General features: G+C 66.2%; 24 protein-coding genes. 19 read left to right on the forward strand and 5 right to left on the reverse strand.

Annotation, left to right across the window (positions count from 1 at the left end; translation table 11 throughout):
- Positions 1-7 precede the first annotated feature (7 nt).
- Both AC1D3B_RS07880 and AC1D3B_RS07885 read left to right on the forward strand, forming a co-directional pair.
- Positions 8-706, forward strand: a complete 699-nt coding sequence (locus AC1D3B_RS07880; RefSeq protein WP_478190100.1) for a GntR family transcriptional regulator — start codon at positions 8-10, stop codon at positions 704-706.
- 121 nt (positions 707-827) lie between these two features.
- Positions 828-1,901: an AI-2E family transporter gene (locus AC1D3B_RS07885; protein WP_478190101.1), complete on the forward strand. Its 1,074-nt coding sequence runs from the start codon at positions 828-830 to the stop codon at positions 1,899-1,901.
- On the opposite strand, the gene AC1D3B_RS07890 is transcribed toward AC1D3B_RS07885, so the two are convergent.
- Positions 1,893-2,804: a LysR family transcriptional regulator gene (locus AC1D3B_RS07890; RefSeq protein ID WP_478190102.1), complete on the reverse strand. Its 912-nt coding sequence runs from the start codon at positions 2,802-2,804 to the stop codon at positions 1,893-1,895. The two genes, AC1D3B_RS07885 and AC1D3B_RS07890, sit on opposite strands and share 9 nt — an antisense overlap.
- A 110-nt stretch (positions 2,805-2,914) precedes the next feature.
- On the opposite strand from AC1D3B_RS07890, the gene gcl reads away from it, so the two are divergent.
- From gcl to AC1D3B_RS07930, 8 genes are all read left to right on the forward strand, one after another.
- Positions 2,915-4,708: a glyoxylate carboligase gene (gcl, locus tag AC1D3B_RS07895; protein ID WP_478190103.1), complete on the forward strand. Its 1,794-nt coding sequence runs from the start codon at positions 2,915-2,917 to the stop codon at positions 4,706-4,708.
- 19 nt (positions 4,709-4,727) lie between these two features.
- On the forward strand, positions 4,728-5,507 hold the full coding sequence (hyi, locus tag AC1D3B_RS07900) for a hydroxypyruvate isomerase (protein WP_478190104.1): 780 nt from the start codon (positions 4,728-4,730) through the stop codon (positions 5,505-5,507).
- A gap of 30 nt (positions 5,508-5,537) precedes the next feature.
- Complete coding sequence (locus tag AC1D3B_RS07905) at positions 5,538-6,440, forward strand: 2-hydroxy-3-oxopropionate reductase (RefSeq protein WP_478190105.1); 903 nt, start codon at positions 5,538-5,540, stop codon at positions 6,438-6,440.
- A gap of 159 nt (positions 6,441-6,599) precedes the next feature.
- Positions 6,600-8,900, forward strand: coding sequence for an NADP-dependent malic enzyme (locus tag AC1D3B_RS07910; RefSeq protein WP_478190106.1), 2,301 nt, complete (start codon positions 6,600-6,602; stop codon positions 8,898-8,900).
- A 191-nt stretch (positions 8,901-9,091) separates the two neighbouring features.
- A complete protein-coding gene (locus tag AC1D3B_RS07915; protein WP_478190107.1) occupies positions 9,092-10,120 on the forward strand; it encodes an ABC transporter substrate-binding protein in 1,029 nt (342 codons plus the stop codon).
- The gene (locus tag AC1D3B_RS07920; protein WP_478190108.1) at positions 10,120-10,965 is read left to right on the forward strand and encodes an ABC transporter ATP-binding protein; all 846 of its coding nucleotides are present in this window, start codon (positions 10,120-10,122) and stop codon (positions 10,963-10,965) included. The genes AC1D3B_RS07915 and AC1D3B_RS07920 overlap by 1 nt, the downstream gene beginning before the upstream one ends.
- Positions 10,966-10,972: 7 nt before the next feature.
- Positions 10,973-11,743, forward strand: a complete 771-nt coding sequence (locus AC1D3B_RS07925; RefSeq protein WP_478190109.1) for an ABC transporter permease — start codon at positions 10,973-10,975, stop codon at positions 11,741-11,743.
- Positions 11,744-11,813: 70 nt separating this feature from the next.
- Positions 11,814-12,128 (forward strand): EthD family reductase, encoded by a 315-nt coding sequence (locus AC1D3B_RS07930; RefSeq protein WP_478190110.1) that lies wholly within the window; start codon positions 11,814-11,816, stop codon positions 12,126-12,128.
- Between the two features lie 17 nt (positions 12,129-12,145).
- On the opposite strand, the gene AC1D3B_RS07935 is transcribed toward AC1D3B_RS07930, so the two are convergent.
- Positions 12,146-12,544, reverse strand: a complete 399-nt coding sequence (locus tag AC1D3B_RS07935; protein ID WP_478190111.1) for an OsmC family protein — start codon at positions 12,542-12,544, stop codon at positions 12,146-12,148.
- Positions 12,545-12,646: 102 nt separating this feature from the next.
- On the reverse strand, positions 12,647-13,723 hold the full coding sequence (locus tag AC1D3B_RS07940) for an aromatic ring-hydroxylating dioxygenase subunit alpha (protein WP_478190112.1): 1,077 nt from the start codon (positions 13,721-13,723) through the stop codon (positions 12,647-12,649).
- 35 nt (positions 13,724-13,758) lie between these two features.
- On the opposite strand from AC1D3B_RS07940, the gene AC1D3B_RS07945 reads away from it, so the two are divergent.
- From AC1D3B_RS07945 to AC1D3B_RS07985, 9 genes are all read left to right on the forward strand, one after another.
- On the forward strand, positions 13,759-13,935 hold the full coding sequence (locus tag AC1D3B_RS07945; protein ID WP_478190113.1) for a hypothetical protein: 177 nt from the start codon (positions 13,759-13,761) through the stop codon (positions 13,933-13,935).
- Positions 13,936-14,048: 113 nt separating this feature from the next.
- Entirely contained in the window at positions 14,049-15,077 is a 1,029-nt protein-coding gene (locus tag AC1D3B_RS07950; RefSeq protein ID WP_478190114.1) for an ABC transporter substrate-binding protein, read from the forward strand.
- Positions 15,074-15,595, forward strand: coding sequence for a nucleoside deaminase (locus AC1D3B_RS07955; RefSeq protein ID WP_478190115.1), 522 nt, complete (start codon positions 15,074-15,076; stop codon positions 15,593-15,595). Before AC1D3B_RS07950 ends, AC1D3B_RS07955 begins: the two co-directional genes overlap by 4 nt.
- 70 nt (positions 15,596-15,665) lie before the next feature.
- The gene (locus AC1D3B_RS07960; RefSeq protein ID WP_478190116.1) at positions 15,666-16,013 is read left to right on the forward strand and encodes a winged helix-turn-helix domain-containing protein; all 348 of its coding nucleotides are present in this window, start codon (positions 15,666-15,668) and stop codon (positions 16,011-16,013) included.
- Between the two features lie 129 nt (positions 16,014-16,142).
- A complete protein-coding gene (modB, locus tag AC1D3B_RS07965) occupies positions 16,143-16,826 on the forward strand; it encodes a molybdate ABC transporter permease subunit (RefSeq protein WP_478190117.1) in 684 nt (227 codons plus the stop codon).
- 18 nt (positions 16,827-16,844) lie between these two features.
- Entirely contained in the window at positions 16,845-17,594 is a 750-nt protein-coding gene (modA, locus tag AC1D3B_RS07970; protein ID WP_478190118.1) for a molybdate ABC transporter substrate-binding protein, read from the forward strand.
- The gene (locus tag AC1D3B_RS07975; protein ID WP_478190119.1) at positions 17,591-18,370 is read left to right on the forward strand and encodes an ABC transporter ATP-binding protein; all 780 of its coding nucleotides are present in this window, start codon (positions 17,591-17,593) and stop codon (positions 18,368-18,370) included. The genes modA and AC1D3B_RS07975 overlap by 4 nt, the downstream gene beginning before the upstream one ends.
- A gap of 147 nt (positions 18,371-18,517) precedes the next feature.
- Positions 18,518-19,348, forward strand: coding sequence for an urease accessory protein UreD (locus AC1D3B_RS07980; RefSeq protein ID WP_478190120.1), 831 nt, complete (start codon positions 18,518-18,520; stop codon positions 19,346-19,348).
- 39 nt (positions 19,349-19,387) lie between these two features.
- On the forward strand, positions 19,388-20,833 hold the full coding sequence (locus tag AC1D3B_RS07985) for an MFS transporter (RefSeq protein WP_478190121.1): 1,446 nt from the start codon (positions 19,388-19,390) through the stop codon (positions 20,831-20,833).
- Positions 20,834-20,837: 4 nt separating this feature from the next.
- Here AC1D3B_RS07985 and AC1D3B_RS07990 read toward each other — a convergent pair whose 3' ends face one another.
- Both AC1D3B_RS07990 and AC1D3B_RS07995 read right to left on the reverse strand, forming a co-directional pair.
- Positions 20,838-21,782 (reverse strand): VTT domain-containing protein, encoded by a 945-nt coding sequence (locus AC1D3B_RS07990; protein ID WP_478190122.1) that lies wholly within the window; start codon positions 21,780-21,782, stop codon positions 20,838-20,840.
- A gap of 113 nt (positions 21,783-21,895) precedes the next feature.
- A complete protein-coding gene (locus AC1D3B_RS07995) occupies positions 21,896-23,116 on the reverse strand; it encodes a YVTN family beta-propeller repeat protein (protein WP_478190123.1) in 1,221 nt (406 codons plus the stop codon).
- Positions 23,117-23,162: the final 46 nt, after the last annotated feature.

The following is a 23,162-nucleotide window of genomic DNA, read 5'->3' on the forward strand; positions in this document are numbered from 1 at the left end:
GGCGACCATGACCGAAGTCTCGCCCACCACCATCGCCGAGCGCGTGGTCGAAGCCATCCTGGCCCAGAAGCTCGCGCCCGGTGAGCGGCTCGGCGAGCAGGCGCTGGCGGAGAACTTCGGCGTCAGCCGCACGATGGTGCGCGAGGCGCTCATGCAACTGCAAGCCCGCGGCTTCGTGGAAGTGCAGTCCCGCCGCGGCTGGTATGTGGTGGAACCCTCTGCCGAAGAGGCGCGCGATGCCTTCGCCGCCCGCCGCATCGTCGAGTCCGGCATCTTGGCCGAAGCCGGGCGGCCCCTCTCCAAGGTAATCCGCAAGCTGCGCGAGCACATCGCCGACGAGAAGCGCGCCATCGCCGGTGCCGATGCGGCCACGCGCGCCTTCCTGCTCGCAGACTTCCACGTCTGCCTTGCCGACCAGATGGGCCACCGCCTGCTGTGCGACGTGCTGCGCGACCTCACCGCACGCACCACGCTGGCGGCGACCCTTTTCCAGTCCAAGCACGAGGCCGCGCAGTCCTGCGCCGAACACGCCGCCATCGTCGCCGCCCTCGAAGCCGGCGACACAGCCCGCGCGCGGCAACTCATGCTCGACCACATCGGCAACGTCGAAGAGGCGCTGCAGGTCGACGTCACCGCCGACCCCACCGCCGACGAGCGCCTCCGCGCCACCCTGTCCCCCCTCGCCCTCCCCCGCGCGATACGCTAGCAAGAGGCACAGATCATTCGAGGAACACCACGGAACCGGCTCCGCCGGTCCGCCGGTGTTGCCCCCGGGGGGTGGAGAGCGACACGAAGTGCGCGAGCCTGGGGGCGAGCTACGATAGCTCATGAACTCACCGGCTCTACAGCGCGGCACATTCCTCTTCCTCCTGGCATTCGTCACGATCGCCTTCGGCTGGATCCTCTTCCCCTTCGCCGGCGCAGTCATGTGGAGCATCGCGCTCGCGATCCTCTTCACGCCGGTCTATCGGCGCCTGGTCAAGAAGATGAGGGGGCGGCGCAACCTCGCGGCCATCACGACACTGTTGCTCGCGACGATCATCGTGGTCATTCCACTCGTGGTCATCACGGTGTACCTCGTGGAGGAAGTGTCCGTCGTGCAGCAGATGATCCGTTCCGGCGACATCAGCTTCACCAGCTACTTCCAGCAGATCGTGAACGCCCTGCCGAAATGGGCGCTCGACCTGTTGAATCGCTTCGGCCTTGGTAACGTCGAGGGCTTCGTCGGCCGCGTCTCCGAATCAGCCCTGAAGAGCAGCCAGCTGATCGCGACCCACGCGCTGTCCATCGGCCAGAACACCTTCGAGTTCCTGGTCAGCTTCGGCATCATGCTGTACCTGCTCTTCTTCCTGCTGCGCGATGGCGGCGACCTGTCGAAGACCGTCCGGGAAGCGCTGCCGCTCGCGCGGCCGCACACCCACTACCTTCTCAACAAGTTCACGACCGTCATTCGCGCCACCATCAAGGGCAACATCGCCGTCGCGGCGGCGCAGGGCATCATCGGCGGCGTCGCCTTTTCTTTCCTCGGTGTGCAGGGCGCATTGCTCTGGGGCGTGCTGATGGGCTTCCTGTCGCTGCTGCCCGCGGTCGGCGCGGCATTGATCTGGGCGCCGGTGGCCATCTATTTCCTGGCCGTCGGCTCGATCGGCAAGGCGCTGACGCTGATCTTCATCGGCGTCTTCGTGATCGGGCTGGTCGACAACATCCTCCGCCCGCTGCTGGTGGGCAAGGACACTCAGATGCCGGACTACATCGTCCTGATGTCCACCATCGGCGGCATCGCGCTCTTCGGCATCAGCGGCTTCGTGATCGGGCCGGTGATCGCCGCGCTCTTCATGGCGGCCTGGGACCTGTTCGCCTCGTCGAGCGAGGGCGAACACAACGTGCCGCCCCTACCCTGAGCGGGCGCTCCACCAATTCTCGTCGAAGCGTCCCTGCAGGAAGGCGACGAAACTCGACACCTTTCCCGGCACCAACTTGGGCGACGGGAAGACGGCATGGATTTCCTGTTCGGCGAGCCCGTGATCGGCCAGCACCTCCAGCACCTGCCCTGACGCGAGCGAATCGCTGGCGACGTAGCGCGGCATCAGCGCAATGCCCAGCCCGGCGCGCGCGGCGGCGAGTACGGCAGAGACGTTGTTCGAGCGAAGCCGGCCCGATACCGGCACGGTGACCGGCTCGCCCTTGGGCGTATGGAGGTGCCACACATCGTCGCCGACGACGCTGCTGTAGATCAGCGCGACGTGGGCGCTCAGGTCCTGCGCCTTCTTCGGCGTGCCGTACTTCTTCAGGTAGGCGGGAGCAGCCACCATCGCCCACGGGTTCATGCCGAGAAAGCGCGCACCCAGCGAAGAGTCTGCGAGCTTGCCCATGCGGATGGCCACGTCGATCCCTTGCGCCACGAGATCGACGTAGCGGTCCTCGAAGCTCAAGTCGACCTGCACCTGCGGATGGCGAGCCATGAATTCCAACGCGAGCGGGACCACGATGCGGCGGCCGAACGCGGTCGACGTTCCGATGCGCAGCAGGCCCTGCGCCTGCGACTGCCGCAGCTTCACGATGCTTTCGGCCTCCTCCGCATCGCGGACGATGGCCTTGCACTTCTCGTAGTAGAGCGCCCCCGATTCCGTCAGGCTGACGCCGCGCGTGTTGCGGTTGAGCAGCCGCACCTTCAGGCGCGCCTCGGTCGCCGCGACCTGCTTGGTCACGGTGGGCTGGGTGGTGTTGAATTCGCGCGCCGCCTTGGAGAAGCTGCCGGTCTCCACCACGCGCACGAACATCTCCATCGCTTGCAGTCTGTCCATCGCGCCATCGTAGCCACTTATTCCGCCACGGAATAGGCTTTATGGCCCGGCGCCCTCTTCTGCCGGGGGGCCCGAATTCCTACAGTCGAGCCATCCCAAGGAGACTCAACATGGCAAAGATGACCGCGGCCCAGGCCGCCGTGCTCGTGATGGAAAAAGAAGGCGTGACGCAGGCCTTCGGCGTGCCCGGCGCCGCCATCAATCCGCTCTATTCCGCGTTGCGCAAGCAAGGCAGCATCGCCCACATCCTGGCGCGCCACGTCGAGGGCGCGTCGCACATGGCCGAGGGCTACACGCGCGCCATCGCCGGCAACATCGGCGTGTGCATCGGCACCTCCGGCCCGGCAGGTACGGACATGATCACCGGCCTCTACTCGGCCTGGGCCGATTCGATCCCCATCCTCTGCATCACCGGCCAGGCGCCGCGGGCGCGGCTCTACAAGGAAGACTTCCAGGCGGTCGACATCGAGTCGATCTCCAAGCCGGTCACCAAGTGGTCGGTTACCGTGCGCGAGCCGGGGCAGGTGCCGCAGGTGTTCCAGCAGGCCTTCCACCTGATGCGCTCGGGCCGTCCGGGCCCGGTGCTGATCGACCTGCCCTTCGACGTGCAGATGGCGCAGATCGAGTTCGACATCGACACCTACACCCCGCTCACGCCCTACCGGCCCGCCGCGACGCGCGCGCAGATCGAGAAGGCCATCACCATGCTCAACGCGGCCGAACGCCCATTGATCGTGGCCGGCGGCGGCATCATCAACGCCGACGCGAGCGACTTGCTCGTGCGCTTCGCGGAAGCAACCGGCGTTCCGGTGATTCCCACGCTCATGGCCTGGGGCGCGATTCCGGACGACCATCCGCTGATGGCCGGCATGTGCGGCCTGCAGACCAGCCACCGCTACGGCAATGCGACGATGCTCGCGAGCGACTTCGTGCTCGGCATCGGCAACCGCTGGGCCAACCGCCACACCGGATCGGTCGACGTCTACACCAAGGGCCGCACCTTCGTGCACGTGGACATCGAGCCGACACAGATCGGCCGCGTCTTCACGCCCGACCTGGGCATCGTCTCCGACGCAAAGGCCGCTCTCGAACTCTTCGTGCAGGTCGCCGAGGAGATGAAGGCCAAGGGCCAGTTGCCGGACCGCCGCGACTGGGCGGGCGAATGCCGCGGCCGCAAGAAGACCATGCTGCGCAAGACCAACTTCAGCGACGTGCCGATGAAGCCGCAGCGCGTGTACCAGTGCATGAACAACAACTTCAGCCACGACACCTGCTACGTGAGCACCATCGGCCTCTCGCAGATCGCGGCGGCACAGTTCCTGCACGTCTACAACCCGCGCCACTGGATCAACTGCGGCCAGGCCGGTCCGTTGGGCTGGACCATCCCAGCCGCACTCGGCGTGCGCGCGGCCGATCCGGGCCGCAAGATCGTCGCGCTTTCGGGCGACTACGACTTCCAGTTCATGATCGAGGAGCTTGCCGTGGGTGCGCAGTTCAAGCTGCCCTACATCCACATCGTGGTCAACAACTCCTATCTCGGGTTGATTCGCCAGGCGCAGCGCGGCTTCGAGATGGACTACTGCGTGCAGCTCGGCTTCGACAACATCAATGCCGCCGAAGACAGTGGCGTCGAGCGCAGCTACGGCGTTGATCACGTCAAGGTGGTCGAAGGCCTCGGCTGCAAGGCGATCCGCGTCCGCAAGCAGGAAGAGATGACGCCGGCGATCCAGCGGGCCGAACAGCTCATGGCCGAGTTCAGCGTGCCCGTCGTGATCGAGGTGATGCTCGAACGCGTGACCAACATTGCGATGGGCACCGAGATCGACGCCATCAATGAATTCGAAGCGCTCGCAGAGAGCCCCGAAGACGCACCCACCGCCATTGCCGCGTCAATGCTGGACTGATTCGCGAGGAGACAACACCATGCCGAAATTTGCAGCCAATCTGACGATGCTGTTCAACGAGCTGCCGTTCATGCAGCGTTTCGAGGCCGCCGCCAAGGCGGGCTTCAAGGGGGTCGAGTACCTGTTCCCCTATGCCTACGACAAGAAGGAACTGGCTGCTGCGCTGCGCGCCAACGGGCTCGAGCAGGTCCTGCACAACCTGCCCGCCGGCAACTGGGACGGCGGCGAACGCGGCATCGGCTGCCATCCGGACCGCGTGAACGAGTTCCGCCAAGGAGTGGCCCGCGCGATCGACTATGCGACCGCGCTCGGCTGCCCGCAGGTCAACTGCCTGCTCGGCAAGCTGCCGGAAGCCGTCACGGGCGGCGACGCGCGCAAGGTGGTCGTCGACAACCTGCGCTTTGCGGCGAAGGAGCTCCAGTCGGCGGGTATCCGGTTGCTGATCGAGCCGGTGAACAGCTTCGACATCCCCGGCTTCTATCTCACGCGCACAGACCAGGCGCTCTCGCTGATCGACGAAGTCGCCTCTCCCAACCTGCTGCTGCAGTACGACATCTATCACGCACAGCGGATGGAAGGCGAGCTCGGCAACACGTTGACGAAAAACATCACGCGCATCGGCCACATCCAGCTCGCGGACAACCCGGGCCGCGGCGAACCCGGCACGGGCGAGATCAACTACCCGTGGCTCTTCAAGCACATCGACGCGCTGGGCTACGCAGGCTGGATCGGCTGCGAATACAAGCCGCGCGGCACGACCGTCGATGGCCTCCAGTGGCGCATCACCCTCACCCAGTAAGAGAACGCGAAAGCAAGGAACGCAATCCACATGTCACACACAGCGCAAAAGATCGGCTTCATCGGCCTTGGCATCATGGGCGCCCCGATGGCGGGCCACCTTCTGGAAGCAGGCCACCATCTCTTCGTCAACACGCACGGCAAGGCGCCTGAACCTTTCGCTTCCAAGGCGATGGTCTGCGCATCGGCCACCGAGGTGGCGAAGCAGGCCGACATCATCTTCATCATGGTGCCGGACACCCCGGACGTGGAGAAGGTCCTGTTCGGCGAGGGCGGCGTTGCCGCGGGCCTGACCCAGGGCAAGACCGTGGTGGACTGCAGCTCGATCGACCCGATCGCGACCAAGGCTTTCGCGAAGAAGATCACCGACCTCGGTTGCGGCTACGTCGATGCGCCGGTGTCGGGCGGCGAAGTGGGCGCCAAGGCGGCGAGCCTGACGATCATGTGCGGCGGCGACGAAGGCACTTTCGGCCGCGTCCGTCCGTTGCTCGAGAAGATGGGCAAGAACATCACGCTGGTCGGAGGAGCGGGCGACGGGCAAGTCTGCAAGGTCGCCAACCAGATCATCGTGGCGCTCAACATCGCGGCCGTCGGCGAGGCACTGGTGTTCGCGTCTAAGGCGGGTGCCGATCCGGCGAAGGTGCGACAGGCGCTGATGGGCGGCTTTGCGTCATCGCGCATTCTGGAAGTCCACGGGGAACGCATGATCAAGCGCACCTTCGCGCCGGGCTTCCGCATCGCGTTGCATCAGAAGGATCTCAACCTGGCGCTGCAAGGTGCGCGATCTCTTGGCGTAGCGCTACCGCAAACCGCGAGTGCGGCCCAACTCATGAACGCCTGCGCCGCCTTGGGCCATGGACAAGAAGACCATTCGGCACTCGTGCGTGCGCTGGAGGCGATGGCGCAGCATCCGGTCGCGCCGGATGCCGCCTGATCCCAGTCGTCTCGCCCCCGGAAGAGAGCAAACCCGGCCCCCGCGTTCCACGTATGAACAATCATCCGAAAAGCAGAGCAACCACCGATCGCTTTTCGTCCCTGTCACGTGGAACTTTGGGGTAGCCTCTCTCCTGAGCCAAGACGCAAGGAGACACTGATGGCAAACACCCTTTCCCCCGCAGAACAGGCGCTGCGCGACGCTGCGCGTGAATACCACCGCTCGCCGGTCAAGGGCAAGATCTCGATCTCGCCCACCAAGCCCCTGCTCAACCAGCGCGACCTGTCGCTGGCCTATTCGCCCGGCGTCGCCTACCCTTGCCTCGACATCGAGGCCGACCCTTCGCTGGCGGCCGAATACACCTCGCGCGGCAACCTCGTCGGCGTGGTCACCAACGGCACCGCCGTGCTCGGCCTGGGCAACATCGGCCCGCTGGCGAGCAAGCCCGTCATGGAAGGCAAGGGCTGCCTGTTCAAGAAGTTCGCGGGCATCGATGTGTTCGACATCGAACTCGCCGAGAACGATCCCGACAAGCTCGTCGAGATCATCGCGGCGCTCGAACCCACGCTGGGCGGCATCAACCTCGAGGACATCAAGGCGCCCGAGTGCTTCTACATCGAGAAGAAGCTGCGCGAGCGCATGAACATCCCCGTCTTTCACGACGACCAGCACGGCACGGCCATCATCTCGGCCGCCGCGCTCATCAACGGGCTCGAACTCGTCGGCAAGGAGATCGAGGACGTGAAGATCGCCGTCTCCGGCGCGGGCGCCGCCGCGATCGCCTGCCTCGACGTGATGGTGGGCCTCGGCGCCAAGCAGTCGAACATCTACGCCGTCGACTCCAAGGGTCTCATCTACGTCGGCCGTGCGGGCGGCTTCGACGATTCGAAGACGCGCTACGCCCAGAAGGACACCGGCGCCCGCACGCTCGCCGACGTCATGAAGGACGCCGACGTCTTCCTCGGCTGCTCCGCGCCCGGCGTGGTCACGCAGGACATGGTCAAGAGCATGGCGAGCCAGCCGATCATCCTGGCGCTGGCCAACCCCGAGCCCGAGATCCGCCCCGAACTCGCCAAGGCCGTGCGGCCCGACTGCATCATCGCGACCGGCCGCTCGGACTACCCGAACCAGGTCAACAACGTGCTGTGCTTCCCGTACATCTTCCGCGGCGCGCTCGACTGCGGCGCGAGCAAGATCACGGAAGAAATGAAGCTGGCCTGCGTGCGCGAGATCGCCGATCTCACCAAGGCCGATATCAGCGAGGAAGTCGCCACCGCCTACGCCGGGCAGGAGCTTGCCTTCGGGCCCGACTACATCATCCCGAAGCCCTTCGATTCGCGGCTGATCCTGCGCATCGCGCCCGCGGTCGCGAAGGCGGCGCAGGCCTCGGGAGTGGCCTCGCGGCCCATCGAGGACCTGGAAGGCTACCGCCAGCACCTCACGCGCTTCGTCTACCAGACCGGCATGTTCATGCGCCCGGTGTTCACGGCCGCCAAGCTCGCGACCGCCAAGCGCGTCGCCTATGCGGAGGGCGAGGACGACCGCGTGCTGCGCGCTGCCCAACTGGCCGTCGACGAAGGGCTCGCCAAGCCGATCCTCGTGGGCCGCCCCGACGTGATCGAGACGCGGATCAAGAAGGCCGGGCTGCATATCCGCGTAGGCACCGACGTCGAATGCGTGGACCCGGAAGACGATCCGCGTTTCCGCACCTATTGGGAGACGTACCACAAGCTCATGGGACGCCGAGGCATCTCGCCCGAGGCCTCCAAGGCGATGGTCCGACGCTCCAACACGACCATTGCCGCCTTGATGGTGCAACTGGGCGACGCCGACGCGATGCTGTGCGGCCTGGTCGGGCGCTTCGACAGCCATCTCAAGATCCTGGACAACGTGCTGGGCCTCAAGCGCGGTGCGCCGGGCTTCGCGACGCTCAACGCGCTGACGCTCGAGAAGTACACGCTCTTCATCGCCGACACCAATGTGCACGAGGACCCGAGCGCCGAAACGCTCGCCAACATCGCAATGATGGCCGCCGACGAAGTGCGGCGCTTCGGCCTGCCGCCCAAGGTCGCCTTCCTGTCGCATTCCAACTTCGGCTCATCCGAACGCGGGTCGGCCAAGAAGATGCGCCTCGCGCGCGACCTGTTCGCGAAGATGGCCCCTGACATCGAGTGCGACGGCGAGATGCACGGCGACGCGGCCCTGTCCGAGGAAGTACGGCGCAAGGCCCTGCCCGACAGCAGCCTGACGGGCGAAGCCAACCTGTTGATCTGCCCGAACCTCGACGCCGCCAACATCCTCTTCAACGTCCTGAAGATGACCGGTGGCAATGGCGTGACGGTCGGCCCGATCCTGATGGGCGCGAAGGGCTCGGCGCACATCCTCACCCCCTCGGCGACCGTTCGCCGCGTCGTCAACATGACGGCGCTGGCCGTGGCCAACGCCAGCTCGGCGCGCTAGTCCGCGCACCACGTACAACGCCCGGTCGCGGTGCGCGCGACGGGGCGTTGTCACGTCGAGTCTCCTCTGCGAGGAGCGAACGCCACCCTTCCGCGATGCACCTCATTGGCTCACCGGAAGGGTTCGCACCAATCGCGTGCCGGCACCGTTTTTGCTTGAATCCCGTGCATTCATCTTTCACGGAATCCTGCATGAACAAGCGCCAACTGATCCAGACCTTTCTCGCCGTATCGGCTCTCGGCCTCGGCCTGGGCACCGCCCACGCCCAGACGACGCCGATCAAGTTCCAGCTCGACTGGCGCTTCGAGGGGCCCGGCGCTTTCTTCACCCATCCTGCCGCCAAGGGCTACTTCAAGGCCAGCGGCCTCGACGTCACGGTCGATGCGGGCAACGGCTCCGGCGGCGCGGTCACGCGCGTGGCCTCGGGCGCGTATGACATGGGCTTCGCCGACCTCGCGGCGCTGATGGAATTCCATGCCAACAACCCCGACAGCCCGAACAAGCCGGTCGCGGTCATGATGGTCTACAACAACACGCCGGCATCGGTGATGGCGCTCAAGAAGAGCGGCATCACCAAGCCGACCGATCTCACGGGCAAGAAGCTCGGCGCGCCAGTGTTCGATGCGGGACGCCGCTCGTTCCCGATCTTCGCCAAGGCCAACAACGTCGGCGCGGTCAACTGGACCGCGATGGACCCGACCCTGCGCGAAACCATGCTGATGCGCGGCGACATCGACGCCATCACCGGCTTCACCTTCACCTCGCTGCTCAACCTGGAGGCGCGCGGCGCCAAGACGGCCGACGTGGTCATCCTCCCCTACCCGGACTACGGGGTGAAGCTCTACGGCAACGCGATCATCGCCTCGCCCAAGCTGATCAAGGAGAACCCGGCGGCCGTGAAGGCCTTCCTCCAGGCTTTCACCAAGGGCGCGAAGGAAGTCATCGCCAGCCCGGCGGTCGCCATCGAATCGATCAAGGCGCGCGACGGCATCGTCAACAGCGAACTGGAAACGCGCCGCCTCAAGCTCGCGATCGACACGGTCGTCAACACGCCCGATGCGCGCGCGGAAGGCTTCGGCCAGGTCAACGCCGGGCGACTGTCACTGATGGCCTCGCAGGTGTCGGATGCCTTCGGGACCAAGACGCGCGTCAACCCTGATGCGGTGTGGAACGGTTCGCTGCTGCCGACGTCCGCCGAACTGAACATCTTGCGCAAGTGATGGGGGATACGCAGACAGCCCCCTTCGTCGATTTCCAGGACGTCTGGCTCGCCTACAACGAGGAACTGCTTCGCGCCAATCACTTCGCGGTCGAGGCCATCGACCTGAAGGTGAAGCAAGGCGAATTCATCGCCATCGTCGGGCCTTCGGGCTGCGGCAAGTCGACCTTCATGAAGCTCACGACGGGTCTCAAGATGCCGTCGATGGGCAAGATCCGCATCGACGGCCAGCCCGTCACCGGGCCGCTGAAGATCTCGGGCATGGCCTTCCAGGCGCCGTCGCTGCTGCCCTGGCGCACGACGGTCGACAACGTGCTGCTGCCGCTGGAGATCGTCGAGCCCTATCGCTCCAGCTTCAAGTCCAGGCGCAAGGAATACGTCGAGCGTGCGCGCAAGCTGCTGCAGAAGGTCGGCCTCGGCGGCTACGAGGACAAGTTCCCATGGCAGCTCTCCGGCGGCATGCAGCAGCGCGCGAGCATTTGCCGCGCGCTCATCCACGAGCCCAAGATGCTGCTGCTCGACGAGCCCTTCGGCGCCCTCGACGCGTTCACGCGCGAGGAACTGTGGTGCATCCTGCGCGACCTGTGGACCGAGCAGCAGTTCAACGTGATCCTGGTCACGCACGACCTGCGCGAGTCGGTGTTCCTGGCCGACACGGTCTACGTGATGAGCAAGAGCCCCGGCCGCTTCGTCGTGAAGCGCGAGATCGAACTGCCGCGTCCGCGCGAGCTGGAACTGACCTACACCAAGGAGTTCACCGACATCGTGCTTGAACTGCGCAGCCACATCGGCGCCATCCGTAGCCATGCGACCGCCGCGCAGGCGCCCGCCGCGATCCCGCAGTAAGCCACCCATGAAGAACAACAAGCAATTCGAACGATGGTCGCCATGGCTCCTGCTGGTGGCGGTCCTTGTCCTCTGGCAGATCATCTGCTCGGCCTTCGGCGTGTCGGAGTTCATCTTCCCGAGCCCGTGGCGCATCTGGACGCAGTTCTGGGAGTTCAAGGAAATCATCGCTGGGCACGCCTGGCGCACCTTCTGGGTCACGATGGCGGGTTTCGGCATCGCGATCGTGGTGGGCGTGCTGCTCGGCTTCGTGATCGGCAGTTCGCGGCTCGCCTACGCAGCGGTCTATCCGCTGATGACGGCGTTCAACGCGCTGCCCAAGGCGGCCTTCGTGCCGATCCTGGTGGTGTGGTTCGGCATCGGCATCGGGCCGGCGATCCTGACGGCGTTTCTCATCAGCTTCTTCCCGATCATGGTCAATATCGCGACCGGACTCGCGACGCTGGAGCCCGAACTGGAGGATGTCTTGCGCGTGCTCGGCGCCAAGCGCTGGGACGTGCTGATGAAGATCGGCCTGCCGCGATCGATGCCCTACTTCTACGGCTCGCTCAAGGTCGCGATCACGCTCGCCTTCGTCGGCACCACGGTGTCGGAGATGACGGCCTCCAACGAGGGCATCGGCTACCTGCTGATCTCGGCTGGGTCTTCGATGCAGATGGGCCTTGCGTTCGCGGGCCTGATGGTGGTGGGCGCGATGGCGATGGGCATGTACGAACTCTTCAGCGCCGTCGAGAAGCACACCACCGGCTGGGCCCACCGCGGATCGCAGAACGAGTAACACCCCGCGAGGGCGCTTGTCTACCGAGGCGGGTTCTCCTATGCTCGCGATCCCGCCAAGGAGACAAGCCATGATCAAGGTCAGTGTGATGTACCCCAACACGCCCGGAGCGCGCTTCGACCACGACTACTACCGCGACAAGCACATGCCGCTGCTCAAGGCCCGCATGGGCGATGCCTGCAAGTCGTACACGATCGACAAGGGCCTTGCCGGCGGAGCGCCCGGCGCACCGGCGGTCTACATCGGCATGTGCCACATCTTCTGCGACTCGGTGGAGTCCTTCCAGACCGCCTTCGGACCCCACGCGAAGGAGATCCTGGGCGACATCCCGAACTACACCGATCTCCAGCCGGTGATGCAGATCAGCGAAGTGGTCGTGGGCTGAGCCGCGCGGCCGGCTCTTCAGACGAGCACGGTCTCGATCTCCGTCTTCACCTCTGTCATCAACCGGTGCAGCGGGCATTTGCCGGCCACGCGCAGCAGTTCGGCCCGTTGCTCGTCGCTCAGGTTGCCTGTCACGTGCAATGAAGTCTTGAGGCGGTAGGTGCCCTTGCGCTCCTCGCTGGCATCGCGATTCACCACGACTTCGATCTCCTCGACCGGAATGCCCTTGTGTTGCGCATAGACCAGCACGGTCAGTGCCTTGCACGCACCCAGCGATGAATCGTAAAGGTCGTGCGGCGACGGCCCCGCATCCTTGCCGCCGGCCTCCGGCGATGCATCGACCGGAATCTCGTGTGCGCGAACCTTGACGATGTGTCGGGTGCCGGTGATGCCATCGCGTCGAACGGTGATGCTCATGAACGTCTCCTGATTGATCAGTCCACGATGGTAGCCCCGCCGATCCCAGGAACACCGCGGAACCGGCTTAGCCGGGCCGCAGGTGTTGCCCCTGAAGGAAAGTCAGGCCGCCTGTGCCAGCGGCACCACGCGCATGCCGCGATGGATTTCGGCCTCACCGTGCTTCGCCAGCAACTGCATCAGGTGCTTGCGGATCAGCATGCCCGGCCGATCGGACTCCATCGAGTACTCGACGCCGCGCCGGCGCGTGTCGACCAGCGCATCGGGGTCGGTGGATTCGAGGATGTCCTTGTCCTCGCGCGTGATTTCCTCGTCGAAGTCGATCAGCATCTGCGCCGCGCAGTCGGCCTCGGTGTCGTTGCGGAACAGCCATTGGCACAGCTGCATGCGGCCGTCGTCGATGGGCGTGAAGCAGTTGATGATGATGTGGCGGATGCCCGAGGGGTATTCGATGTCGAGCCGGCGCGAGAACGGCAGGAAGTACGCGTTGCGCATGTGGCGCGTGGTGATCGGATCGGTCACGCCGCTGATCGCATGGAACTTCGCCGGGTTGACCGCTTCGATCACGGTCTCCGCGTAGAAGCCGCTGTCGTTCTCGACCAGTTCGTACTTGCTCGGCCTGGGACTCGCCGCGACGCCGAAGGTCGCGCGGTGCACGAAGCTGAAGTGCGAGTTGTCGAAGGAGTTCTCCAGCGCGCGCATCGGGCTGGTCTGCCACTCTTCGTAGAACTGATGGATCGTGCGGTAGGCCGGGTCGGCGAACTCGGGGATCTCAGGGATGTCGGCGATGGGCTCTTCGAGCGCCACCCACGCATAGCCGTAGCGCGCGGTGCAGTGATAGGCGGTGGTCTTGTAGTCGGGTGAGATCTTGCGGTCGGGCTCGTACTGCGGGATGCGGATCACCTGGCCGCTGCGGTCGTAGGTCCAGCCGTGGTAGCCGCACTGGATCGCGCCCTGGCCGCACGCCTTGCCTTCGCCATTGACGCACCAGCCCTTCGAGAGCCTGGCGGTGCGATGGCAGCAGCGATCGCGCAATGCGGCGGGCTGGCCGTCGGCATCCAGAAAGAGAACGATGTTCTCGCCGAGCAGCGTGAAGGGCCTGGGCCCCTGCTGCAGATCGGCCAGGGGCATGACGGCATGCCAGAACTTGCGGAAGACGGGTTGTTGCGTGACGAGCATGGAAAAGACTCCTTCGGTTGTGCTTGGGGACGACCATGAAAGAGCAATTTCCCGCCGACGGACGCCGGCTGAACGCTTCTACTCTGCGCAGCATCGATGCAAGTTGCGCGCCCGGATTGTCCCGCCATGCCGATCCGCAAGGCAAGCCGCGTCGGCTCATCTCCGAGCAAATCACCTTGGCATGCGTCGTGCATGGACGATGGCAAGAGTAGAAGCGTTCAGCAGCGCACGCACCGCATCAGTGCGCCGCCCGGAAATTGCTCTTGAAGTGCCCAGCCAAGGTGGCGGGCGTTCAAGACCCACGAACTTCCGGAGATCACTTTCCATGCAACGCCGTACCTTCCTCGCCGCTGGCCCAGCCTGCGCCGCCGCCCTCGCCGCACCCAGCGTCTTCGGGCAGGCCGCCAGGCTCACGCCGCTCAAGTTCACGCTCGACTTCCGCATCAACGGACAGACGGCGCCCTTCTTCCTTGCCGAGAGCAAGGGCTACTACAAGGATGAAGGCCTGGACGTCACGATCGACACGGGGGCAGGTTCGGTCGCTTCGATCACGCGCATCGCAAGCGGCGTCTACCAACTCGGTCTGGGCGACATCAGCTCGCTGGTCGAATTCAACGCGCAGAACCCGGGTACGCCCATGGTGCAGGCGGTCTACCAGTACTACAACCGGGCGCCTTTCGTGATCATCGGCCGCAAGGACCGCGGCGTTACCGGCGACTTCAAGAGCCTGCAGGGCAAGAAGGTCGCGGCCGCCGCGGTGGAGTCGACGCGCCGCGCCTGGCCTCTGGTGGCGCGCAAGCAAGGCATGAAGCCGGACGCCTTGCTGTGGCAGACCACCGACTTCAGCGCGCGCGACAACGTGATGGTGCGCGGCGATGTCGATGCCGCCACCTACTTCCACGACTCGGCCGTGTCGCTCTTCGCGCGCATGAAGACGGACGACCTTTCGGTGCTCAAGTACGCGGATGCCGGCGTCAACCTCTACGGCAACGCGATCCTCGCGAGCAGCAACCTGATCGCGCAGAACCCGAAGGCCGTGGCCGCGTTCCTGCGCGCGACCAACCGCGCGCTCGTCGAGACCTTCTCGAATCCGGCGCCCAGCATCGCGGCGATGCGCCAGCGCGAACCCATCCTCGACCCCAAGGTGGAACTCGATCGCTGGGCCATCACCGCGCAGTACGTGGGTGCGGCCGACACCCGGACGCACGGTCTGGGCGACATCCGCAAGCTCACGCTCGAACAGCAGGTCGACGAGGTGGCCGAGGTCTTCGGGCTGAAAACCAAGCCGTCGGCGGACGCGATATTCAACAGCTCGATGCTGCCCGCGCGCAGTGAACGTAGCATCAAGGCATGAGCGCAGTACCCCAAGACACCTTTTCCCCTGAAACGCGGCTCGACGAACGCGACGGCCGCTATCTCCGCAAGGCGATCGTCTGGTCGCACGCCGGGCGACGGCGCGGCAACCGGCCTTTCGGCGCCGTGATCGTTTCGAAGACGGGCGAGGTGCTGGCGGAGGCCTACTGCAACACGGCCGAGACCGGCGACGTCACCGGCCACGCGGAGACCAACGCGGTGCGCATGCTGGCCGACCGCAAGCTGTCGCGCGAGGACCTGGCGGGCGCAACGATCTATTCGTCGGGCGAGCCCTGCGTGATGTGCGCCGGCGCCATCTTCTGGTCGAACATCGGCCGCGTGGTTTTCGGCATCGATGCCGAACGGCTGCGCCTCTTCCGCGGCGAGCGCGGCGACCAGCGCGACGCCGAGTTGTCGTGCCGCGACGTGTTCCGTGCGTCGCCGCATCCGATCGAATGCATCGGGCCCGCGCTGATCGACGAGGCCGGCGCGGCGCACGTCGGGGCCTGGAAAACCTGAGGGATTCACAACGCGGGATCGCGGGCGGATCGTTTAACCTGCGGCGTTGAACATCTGACATTCGCCCGGCATGAAATCCAAAGTGCAATTTCGCCTGCGCATCTACCGTGACGACAGCATTGCCATCGGCCCCGGAAAGATCGCACTGCTCGAAGCCATTGCCGAGACCGGGTCGATCTCGGCAGCCGGTCGCCAACTCGGCATGTCGTACCGGCGTGCCTGGATGCTCATTGACGAGATGAACAAGGCGCTGAGTTCGCCGGCAGTGAGCACGGCGGCCGGCGGCTCGCACGGTGGGGGTACCGCGCTCACGTCGGTGGGCGAGCAGATCGTCATGCACTACCGGGCGATCGAGAGTACCGCCCGTGTCACCGCTGCAGCGGACATCACGGCGCTGACGCGCCTGCTGGCCCAATGACTCCGATCCAGACGGCCGGATGAAGTGAGCGGCCCGCTCGTCTGAGTTCGACGCTGTGTCGGCAAGGATACGGACACAGCGTCGACGCCTGTGTTGCACGACCATGTGTAACAATCTCGTCATTCCCAAATGAACACGACGATGTCGCTCCTCGCTTCGATGGACTGGTCGCCCCTCGTCCTGTCGATCAAGGTTGCCGCCTTCGCCACCTTGCTGGCGCTGGTGACCGGCGTGATGCTGGGCTGGGTATTCGCCCGCAGGCGGTTTCCCGGCTCCGCGGTGCTGGAATCGCTGTTCATGCTGCCGCTCGTCCTGCCGCCGACGGTCATCGGTTACGCCATCCTCGTGGCCGCCGGGCGCCGCAGTCCGCTGGGCGGCTGGCTGCGCGAGCACTTCGACTACACCATCATCTTCAGTTGGCACGGCGCCGTCGTGGCGTCGGCCGTGGTCGCCTTGCCGCTGGTCCTGAAGTCGGCCAGTGCGGCCTTCGAAGGCGTAGACCGATCGCTGGAGGCGGCCGCCAGCACCTTGCGTCAGTCGCCCTTTTCGATTTTCCTGCGGGTGACCCTGCCATTGGCGTGGCCGGGCGTCCTGGCGGGCACCTTGCTCGCCTTCGCGCGCGCCATGGGGGAGTTTGGCGCGTCGCTCATGGTGGCGGGATCGATTCCCAAGCAGACCCAGACCCTCTCCATGGCGATCTACGACGCTGCCCAGGCCGGCAACGACGACCTGGCGCTCGTCCTGGTGATCGTCACGTCGCTGCTTTCCATCACCGTGCTGGTTCTGTCGAACCGATTCTTCTCCCTTCGCTGATCCCAAAGGAGCCGCATCATGTGCGTGTCCCGTCTCGCTTCCATCGTCCTCGCGCTGGCCCTGCCCCTGGGCGCAGCGGCGCAACAACTCACCGTGTCGGCGGCCGCGAGCCTGACGGATGCATTCAAGGAATTGGGCACGAGATTCGAGGCGAGCAAGCCCGGCGCGACGGTGCGGTTCAACTTCGCGGCCTCGGGCGTGCTGCTGCAGCAGATCAGCCAGGGCGCCCCGGTGGATGTCTTCGCCAGCGCCGACAAGGAAACCATGAACCGCGCCGCGGAGCAAAAGCTGATCGACACGGCCACGCGCAAGGACTTCGTGACCAACAGCCTCGTGCTGGTCGAACCTGCCAAGGACGGCCCGGGCCTGAAGAGCATGCAGGACCTGACGGGGCCCGCCGTCAAGAAGATCGCTGTCGGCAAAACGGCAACGGTGCCCGTGGGCCGCTACACCAAGGAGGTACTTGAGAGCGCCAATCTCTGGACCGTTCTCGAACCCAAGTTCGTCCAGGCTGACAGCGTGCGCCAGGTGCTCGACTACGTGAGCCGCGGCGAGGCCGAGGCCGGATTCGTGTACCGTACGGACGCGTCCATCATGGGAGACAAGGTGAAAGTGGTGCTCACGCCGTCGGGCCATACGCCAGTGACCTATCCGATCGCCATCGTCGCCGACAGCAAGGAGAAGGCGCTGGCCCGTGACTTCATAGCCTTCCTCTCGACCGATGCGGCACAGCAGACGCTGGCGCGGTTCGGTTTCGGCAAACCGTGATCGATGTCGACATCCAGCTGACGGTCACGGACGGCGCACGGCGCTTCGACCTCGCGGCGCGCTTTGCGAGCGATGTGCCCTTCGCGGCACTCTACGGACCCTCCGGTTCAGGCAAGTCGCTGACTTTCCAGGCCATCGCCGGACTCCTTCATCCCACCCGGGGGCGCGTGCAGCTCGACGGCCGCACGCTCTTCGATTCCGCGCAGCGCATCGACGTGCCGGCGGCTGGGCGCCGTATCGGCTACCTGTTCCAGAACTACGCGCTGTTTCCGCATCTATCGGTACGCGACAACATCGCATTCGGGCTGACGTCGTGGCGCCATCGACGCCTGTCCCGCGAAGACAGCGATCGGGTCGACGCCTTGCTCCGGGGCTTCGACCTCATCGCCATGGCCGACAGTCGGCCACGACACCTCTCCGGCGGCCAGCAGCAGCGCGTGGCACTCGCGCGCGCGCTCGCCTGCCGTCCGCAAGTGCTGCTGCTGGACGAGCCCTTTGCAGCACTCAATCCGATGCTGCGCAGCACCGTGCGCGAGGACCTCGCCAGGATGCGCCAGGAATGGAACATCCCGGTACTGATGATCACGCACGACATCGACGATGTCCTCGAACTGGCCGATATCGCCTTCGTCTACCAGAATGGGCAGGTGGTTCGGGAGGTCAACCTGCACGACGGCACCAGCCGGGAAGTCATGGCCCAAAAACTCGGGGTATCTTCCTTGAAAGAGGACACCCCGCTGCGAGGCAAACTGCGCCGCCTGCTCAAGGGCGAATAGTGATGGAGGTGCCCCGATAAATGCCGGGTGCGCGCAGTCCGTACCCACCATGACGCTCGATGCCTTGACGACTGCAAAGGCCTTGGCGCTTTCGGCCAGGTTGAGCGATTGGGCGGAGCTGCTGGTCCGAGTGCCTACACTCGCGCCATGCCATGGCACGCGCGACTCGACCTCGACTACCAACTTGAACAACAACGCAGCGTCGCGCGCTTTCGCCACGACGGCCCGCTTCGCATCCTGCAAAGCCTCTACCCCGAAGGCGACGCGGTATGCCACAACGTGCTCGTTCACCCGCCGGGCGGCCTGGTCGGCGGCGACACGCTGGACATCCGTGTGCATGCCAAGGGCGGCAGCCACGGCCTGATCACCACGCCGGGCGCAAGCCGCTTCTACCGTTCCGAGGGCGAGCTGGCGCTGCAACGCACCGAGCTGACCGTGGAAGCCGGCGCCCGTCTCGAATGGCTGCCGCTCGAAGCGATCTGCTACAGCGGCTGCCGTGCCGAGAATCGCCTCACGCTGCGCGTCGCCGAGGGCGCGGAGCTGATCGGCTGGGACGTGACCGCGCTCGGCCTGCCCAACGCGGGCAAGCCTTTCGAACGCGGGACGCTGCAGCAGCACATCGAGGCGCCCGGCGTGTGGCTGGAGCGCGGGCGGATCGACGCCGCCGACCGACGCCTGCTGCAAAGCCCGATCGGTTTCGGCGGCCATCGTTGCATCGCGTCGATCTTCTTCGTCGCGGGCACGCCGGTCGCGCGGGCACGCCGCGATGCCGCCCTCGAAATCGCGCGCTCGCTGAGCGACGGCCATGCATTGCATGAGAGCGCCGGAGCGACCAGCCCGCATGCCGAAATCATCGTCCTGCGCGCACTGGCACCGATGGTCGAGCCCGCCATGCAGTTGCTGCGCCAGGTGTGGATGGCGTGGCGCTCCGAACTCTGGAAGCTGCCCGCGCAGGCGCCGCGGATCTGGTCGATGTAGGCCGCTCGCACCGCAGTGCGAAGCACGGAGGTTTGCCATATGAGCGTCACGCACAGCGACATACCCGCCCGCCTCGACCGCCTGCCGTGGTCGCGATGGCACTGGCGCGTGGTGATCGCCCTCGGCGTGGCCTGGATGCTCGACGGGCTGGAGGTGACGCTGGTCGGCTCCATCGGCGGCGTGCTGGAGCGGCCCGACACGCTGGGGCTGAGCGCGGCGCAGATCGGCTGGTCGGGCTCGCTCTACATCGGCGGCGCGGTCGTCGGCGCGCTGGTGTTCGGCCGCCTTGCGGACCGGCTTGGACGCAAGAAGCTCTTTCTCGTCACGCTGGCCGTCTATGCCATGGCCACGCTCGCCACGGCCTTTTCGCCGAACTTCGCCTTCTTCGCGCTGTGCCGCTTCGCGACGGGGCTTGGCATCGGCGGCGAGTACGCGGCCATCAACTCCGCCATCGACGAGCTGATTCCCGCGCGGGTGCGGGGCCGGGTGAATCTCGCGATCAACGGCAGCTTCTGGATCGGCGCCGCGCTCGGTGCCGGACTGAGCCTCTGGCTGCTCGATCCGCGCGTGCTGGGGCCGGTCTGGGGCTGGCGCGCGGGCTTCGGCCTCGGCGCCGTGCTGGCAGTGGCGATCCTGCTCGTGCGCCGCGATGTGCCGGAAAGCCCGCGCTGGCTGATCGCGCACGGCCACGCGGATGAGGCGGAGCGCATCGTCCGGCACATCGAGGCGGAGGTGGGCGCGCAGCACGGCGCACTGCCGGCCGCCGTCGGCCACGTCAGCTTCGGTGGCCGCGCCAGCCCCGGCTGGCGAGAGGTGGCGCGGGTGCTCTTTCGTCGCTACCCGCAGCGCAGCATGGTCGCGCTCGCGCTCATGATTTCGCAGGCCTTCTTCTACAACGCGATCTTCTTCACCTACGCGCTGGTGCTGACGCGTTTCCACGGCGTGCCCGAAGGCAAGGTCGCGCTCTACATCTTTCCCTTCGCGCTCGGCAACGTGCTGGGGCCGCTGTTGCTGGGGCCGCTTTTCGACCGCGTGGGCCGGCGCCGGATGATCGCGCTGACCTATGTGCTGTCCGGCGTGGGCCTCGCGTTGACCGGATGGGCCTTCATGGAAGGCTGGCTCGATGCGCGCAGCCAGGCGCTGTGCTGGTCGGCCGTGTTCTTCCTTGCATCGGCGGCGGCGAGTTCAGCCTACCTCACGGTCAGCGAGGTGTTTCCGCTCGAGATGCGCGCTATCGCCATCTCGATCTTCTATGCGGTGGGCACGGGGGCCGGCGGCTTCGTGGCGCCGGTGCTGTTCGGCGCATTGATAGAGACCGGCAGCCGTGGCGCGGTCGCGGTCGGCTATGCGATCGGCGCGGCGCTGGTCATCGTGGCGGGTTTGCTTGCGCTGCGCTATGCGGTGAATGCCGAGCGCAGGCCGCTGGAAGAAGTGGCGCCGCCGCTCGGCTCGGAGATGGACGAAACCCCCGTCAGCCGGCGCTGAACGCTCAATGTTGCGTGGTCGGGTGCCCCGCCTCGACCCACGCCTCCAGCCCGCCCAACAGTGGACGCGCGCGTTTCAGGCCCCTTGCCGCGAGCGCTTGCGCGCCCAGCGCGGCGGAGACTTCATTGGGGCAACTGCAGTAAAGGATGATCTCGCGGTCCGCGCCGTCGAAAGGCAGTTCGGATCGCCGCTGCTGGATCTCCTTGAGGGTGAACGGCAACGCGCCCGGAATGCGCCGCGGGTCGACCTGGACGCCCGCATCACCTCGCACGTCGATGACGATGGGTGGCGGCTCGCCGCCCATCAACGCCCGAAGCTCGCCCACCGTGACGCGCGGCATGCCGGTCAGCCGCAGGAACGCCCGCCGCCGCAGGTAACGCACGATCAGCATCACGGCCAGCACCACCACCAGCCCCACGGTCGCCAGGGTGCCCGCATCCGCGATGACTTCCAGCACCGCCTGGATCTCGTCGCGGAACAGCCAGCCCAGGCCCAGGAACACGACCACCCACAGCAACGCACCCGCCACCTCGAAAGCCAGGAAGCGCAGCGACGACATGCCGAGCGCACCCGCCATCGGCGGCGCCACCACCGACACGCCAGGCACGAACTTGGCCGCCACGAGCGACAGGCCACCCCAACGGCCGATCAGCGTCTCGCTGCTTCGGACGCACGAATCCGGCGAGATCGAGATCTTGCACAGCAGGCGCATGAACCGGTAGCCGTAGGTGCGCCCCGCGTAGAACCAGATCGCGTCGCCCAGCACGTTCGCCAGCACCGCGACAGCCACCATCGAGACCAGCAGCGCAGGATCCGCGATGGCCGCCAGCCCACCGGCGACCACCAGCACCGGCGATGCCGGCACCGGCAAGCCGACACGCGCCGCCAAGGTCACGAGGAACACCACGAGGATCGCGTGGCTGACCATGAGCAGCATCAGCTCTTGCACGCTGCGCTCCCGGTCGAGGGTGGACGGCGAAGAGTCGGGCGCTGCGGCATGGAGTCTCTCGGGCGATGGAAACCCCGAGCGTAGCGCGTGCCGGGGCGCCCTGCAGCGAAAGCTCAATGCACGGCGCCGACCGTCACTTTTGCCGTCATGTAGGGATGCACCGCGCAGACGTAGTCGTACACGCCGGGCCTGGAAAAGGTCCGCTTGAATGACTGGCCGGGCAACATCAGATCCATGCCCGGGGCGCCATCCGCAAAGGCGATGCCGTGCGGGGCGCCGTCGTTGTTGATCCAGGTCACCCTCTGGCCCGTGGCGATCGCGAGATCCACAGGAGCGAAGGCGAAGTTGTCGATCGAGACCTTCGCCTGGGCGCTCGTCCCAGGACGATGCTGGACGGCCACCTTGCGGGGCGCGTTGCCCACGGGAATCGTCACGGCCGGGCCGCCCGCGAGGTCGACCACGGTGACGTCGTTCGAGCCTTCGTTGGTCACCATCACCTTCTTGTGATCCGGCAGGACGTCCACCCAGTGCGGCTGCTTGCCCACCGCGACGCTGCCGGAGGCGGCGCGTGTCGCCGGGTCGAACATCATGAGTTCTCCCGGCCCCTGCACCACCACCACGCCCGCGCTCGTGCCAGGGAAGTGATGCGCGACATGGGGCGAGACCCCGGTGGGAATCTGCGCCACCAGGCGGTTCGACGCGGGGTCGAAGACCTGCACCGCGCTCACGCCGGCCAGCGTTACGTAGAGCGCCTTGCCGTCGGCGCCGAATTCGAGGTCGCGCGGCGTCTTCTCGACGGGCACGCTGGCGGCCACCGCCCGGGTCGGGAGGTCGATCACCACCAGGGCAAAGTTGCCCGGCGCCTGCGAGGAAACGTAGGCCTGCTTGCCGTCCGAACGGATCGCGATGGTGTGCGGCTTGGGCACCGGCACCGTGGCCTGCACCGTGCGGGTGGCCGTGTCGACGAAGGCCACGCGGTCGTCGCCGTTCACGGCCACCAGCAGCCAGCGGCCGTCGGGCGTGATCGCCAAGCCCTGCGGCCCCTTGCCGACCTCGACGGTGGCCGTGACCTTGTCGCTCGCGGTGTCGATCACGCTGAGACTCGACGCGCTCGCGCCGCTCACGAAGACCTGGGCATCGTCGCGCGAGACGGCGATGCCGTCCGGCCCCGCGGCGACCGGCACCGTGGCGACCACGCGCGAGGCGGAGGTATCGATCACGCTGACCGTGTTGTCCTTGAAGTTCCCGACGTAGGCCTTCGGCCCCGCGGCCCAGGCCGGCGCCGCGAGGCACAGTGCCGTCAAGGTGGAAGCAAATATCGAATGCAGCTTCATGAGCAGACTCCCGGGTGGTTTGGAGAAGGAACAGAATTGCCATCAC

It is taken from the genome of Variovorax sp. P5_A3, assembly GCF_056400665.1.